General features: G+C 30.4%; 5 protein-coding genes. All 5 read right to left on the bottom strand.

The features are described from left to right. On the bottom strand, window positions 1–257 hold a 257-nt coding region (locus MR593_RS03870; RefSeq protein WP_290687071.1), incomplete at its 3' end, for a flavodoxin-dependent (E)-4-hydroxy-3-methylbut-2-enyl-diphosphate synthase. Window positions 258–285: 28 nt separating this feature from the next. Further along, the gene (gene rseP / locus MR593_RS03865) at window positions 286–1,401 is read right to left on the bottom strand and encodes an RIP metalloprotease RseP (protein ID WP_290687070.1); all 1,116 of its coding nucleotides are present in this window, start codon (window positions 1,399–1,401) and stop codon (window positions 286–288) included. Window positions 1,402–1,413: 12 nt separating this feature from the next. Further along, complete coding sequence (locus MR593_RS03860) at window positions 1,414–2,565, bottom strand: 1-deoxy-D-xylulose-5-phosphate reductoisomerase (protein WP_290687068.1); 1,152 nt, start codon at window positions 2,563–2,565, stop codon at window positions 1,414–1,416. A 185-nt stretch (window positions 2,566–2,750) separates the two neighbouring features. Next, window positions 2,751–3,530: a phosphatidate cytidylyltransferase gene (locus tag MR593_RS03855; protein WP_290687066.1), complete on the bottom strand. Its 780-nt coding sequence runs from the start codon at window positions 3,528–3,530 to the stop codon at window positions 2,751–2,753. An 11-nt stretch (window positions 3,531–3,541) separates the two neighbouring features. Beyond that, a partial coding sequence (gene uppS, locus MR593_RS03850) for a polyprenyl diphosphate synthase (protein WP_290687065.1) occupies window positions 3,542–4,034 on the bottom strand: 493 nt, incomplete at its 5' end.

The raw sequence follows: 4,034 nt of genomic DNA, 5'->3' as shown, positions 1-4,034 counted from the left end.
TCAAAATGTATATCTGCAATTATAGGTATATTTATCTGTTCTTTTATTTTTGATATAGCTTTAGCTGCCTCCATATCTACAACTGCAACTCTGACTATATCGCAGCCTGCTTTTTCAAGTCTTTTTATTTGCTCTACAGTTTTTTTTACGTCTCTTGTATCTGTATTAGTCATGGATTGTACTGAAATCGGATTGTTTCCTCCAATTTTTACGTTTCCAACTCTAACTTCTCTCGTTAATTTTCTTTTGTAACTCATATTTCACCTTCTACTCTAAATTATACAATTAAAATAATCTCAAAATATCCTTATATGTTATAAATAGCATAAACGCCATTAAAATACTCATTCCAACTATATTTATCATAGACTCTTTGCTTGGATCTAGTTTCTTTCCACCTCTTAATCCTTCGATTAATAGTAAAAGAAGTCTTCCTCCATCTAATGCAGGGAATGGAATTAAATTCATAATTCCAAGGTTCAAGCTTATAACTGCTCCTAAGTAAAGTAAGTTAGTTATACCTGTCTTGGCGGCATCTGAAACCATACCTATTACTCCAACAGGTCCAGCTACAGAATTTGAAATTCCACCTTCGACTCTACCTGTGACTAATTGACCTAGAAATTCTACCATTTGCACAGTTATATCCCACGTAGTTGTAATTGAGTTTGTAAATGATTTTACTATGTTTTTTGTTCTATCAAATGTTATACCTATTATATAGGTCTGTGTATCTTTGTTAAATACTGGATTTATATCGAATTTTATATCCTTATCGTCTCTATTAACTACTACGCTTACTTTTTCTCCTTTAGATGTTGAAATTATATCTGTTATATCAGTAGATGAATCTACATCTTGTCCATTTACAGATTTAATTTCGTCGCCTACCATTATTCCAGCTGCCTTAGCTGGGGCATCGTCGATTAAAGTCCCAACTTTAGTTGTAGGAACCCCTATTATTAAAAATAAGGCTACTAAAAATCCAATGCATCCTAAAAAGTTAAAAAGCGGACCTGCAAATATTATACTAGCTCTTTGAAGTATAGTTTTTTCGGCAAAAGATCCTTCATTTATAGCTACTTCACCGTCTATTTCATCTGAAACTTCGCTTTTATTGTCTTTATTTTCATAGACTAAATCTTTTCCTTCTTCTAACTCGTCTTCATCGTCTGATCTATCAAATCCATCTTCTTCTCCCTCCATACTCACATATCCGCCTATTGGAAGTATTCTTATGGAGTATTCAGTGCCGTTTTTTTCCTTGCTGTATATTTTAGGTCCCATACCTATTGAAAATTCATGGATAGTTACCCCATTTTTTTTCGCCAATAAAAAATGTCCAAATTCATGGATAAGGATAATTATACCAAACAATAATAATGCAATTACTATAGTCATTTGTTCACCTTCCTATTTTAGTAAATTTTTCACATAATTTCTCGCCCATATATCTACCTCTAAAATATCTTCTAATGTCGGACTTGTGATGCTATTGTGCGCATCTAGAGATTTTTCTATATAATAAGGTATATCGTAAAACCCGATTTTATCCTTTAGAAAATTCTCTACAAGCACCTCATTAGAAGCATTTAACACCGTTAAATAAGTTTTTCCCTCTTTTAAAGCATCATATGCAAGCTTTAAACAAGGAAATGTATTCATATCAGGCTCTTCAAAAGTCAGCTTATTTATTTTTGAAAAATCTATTCTCTCAAAATCACTTTTTATCCTATTTGGATACGTAAGAGCGTACTCTATTGCAAGCCTCATATCTGGCATAGATAACTGAGCTATAATAGAAGTATCTATATATTCTACCATAGAGTGTATAATACTTTGAGGATGCACTACAACGTCTATATTTTTGTAGTCCATATCAAATAACCATTTCGCCTCTATCACCTCAAGACCCTTGTTCATCAAAGTAGAAGAATCTATAGATATCTTTTGTCCCATGCTCCAATTTGGATGCTTAAGAGCTTCTCTTTTTGTAACATTTATCAATTCTTCTCTTGTTTTCCCTCTAAAAGGTCCTCCTGATGCAGTTAAAATAAGCTTGTTTACTTGTTTTTTATTTTCTCCATTTAAGCATTGAAATATAGCTGAGTGCTCGCTATCTACTGGTAGTATATTTACACCATTTTGTTTTGCTAGCTTCATGACTATTTCACCAGCTGTTACAAGTGTTTCTTTGTTTGCTAATGCTATGTCTTTTTTGTGTTCAATAGCCTTTACGGTAGGAATAAGACCTATCATACCGACTACTGCAGTTAAAACTACATCTATCTCATCTAGAGTAGATATCTTAATTAGCCCTTCCATCGAATCTAAAACCTCTATATCTATGTATTTCGGTATTAATTTTTTTAGCTTTTCTGCACTTTCTTTGTCGTATACTGCCACGAATTTTGGTCTAAATTCGATAATTTGCTCGAGTAGCAAATCTACACTTCTATTTGCCGATATAGCTATTACTTCAAATTTATCTCTATTTTTTCTAACTACATCTAAAGTCTGTGTCCCTATTGACCCTGTTGATCCTAATATTGTAAGCTTTTTCATGTCTAATCTCCTCATCTTAATAGGTTATACAAATGTATTATATCACTATTTCATTTTAAATATATTAATTTTTTCTTACTATAGTTTTAATATATTCAATCTAAAAAAAATTATAATTTTTTCTTCGTTTAAAATTATATTTACTACAAACTATAAAAGCTGCCTCAAAAATTTTGAGCCAGCTTTTATTTAATAAAAAATATTATAGCGCTGTATACAAAAGGTGTAACAAGTATTACACTATCAAATCTATCTAATATACCACCATGTCCAGGTATTAGATTTCCGTAGTCCTTTATTCCAACGTATCTTTTTATTGAAGATGCAAACAAGTCTCCAATTTGTGCAATTATACTTCCTATACTTCCTAATATCAACATCAAAACCATATTCAAATTAAATATATGTCCAAATATTAAGCAGCATATTGTACTTCCAAGTATACCACCTATACTTCCTTCTATTGTCTTTTTCGGACTTACATTTGGTATTAATTTATGTTTTCCAAATAAATATCCTGAAAAATACGCAAAGGTATCAGTCATAAATGCTATTATAAAGACTAACCACACTAATTTATGACCATCAGGAAAATTATTCATTATAAGAACTATAAAATCTAGCAATATTTCCACATAAAAAATCCCAAAAAATGTAACTATTATATCCATAATATTTTTTTTACATTGTAGCATAGGTATAATAGAACATACGAATAAAACAAACATCACTATATAAGTATAGTTCATCCCTAAGCCAAAACAATTTTTTATAAATAAATAAAAAGCAAATATATATCCTAAGATAAATATAGGATTTATTTCTTTTATTTTAAAAGCTTTGTAAAATTCATTAATCGCTATTACTATGATTACAAATTCGCCTATATAAAGAGGCAAACCACCTAAAATCACTAATAGCAATAATGGGACTAAAGCTAACCCTGCTATAATTCTGGTTTTCATAAAGACGCTCCTTACTTAAGTCCACCAAATCTTCTATCTCTATTTTGATACGTGTATATAGCCTTTTGAAGCTCTTTTTCATCAAAGTCTGGCCAATATACATCAGTAAAATACAATTCAGCATAAGCTAGCTCCCAAAGTAAGAAATTACTCAATCTTTGTTCTCCACTTGTTCTTATAACTAAATCTGGATCTGGAATTGACTTAGTACTTAGATAATTTTTTATAGTTTCTTCTGTAATATCTTCAGAACTTAACTTTTTACTTTCAATATCTTTAGAAATTTGTTTAACTGCAGCTGTGATATCGTATCGACCTCCGTAATTTAAAGCTAAATTTAAATTAGGTCCGTCGTTATCTTTAGTTAATCCCATAGCTCTTTTTAGTTCGTCTAAACAAGCCTTTGGTAATTTTTCTATATCTCCAATAGCTGTTAATTTTACATTATTTCTATTTAATTCATCTACTTCATTTTTTAAATAAGTTTGTAATAAATTCATCAAA

This window comes from Intestinibacter sp. (assembly GCF_022780145.1).
Lineage (GTDB): Bacteria > Bacillota > Clostridia > Peptostreptococcales > Peptostreptococcaceae > Intestinibacter.
This window is presented reverse-complemented; position numbering and strand designations above follow the sequence as displayed.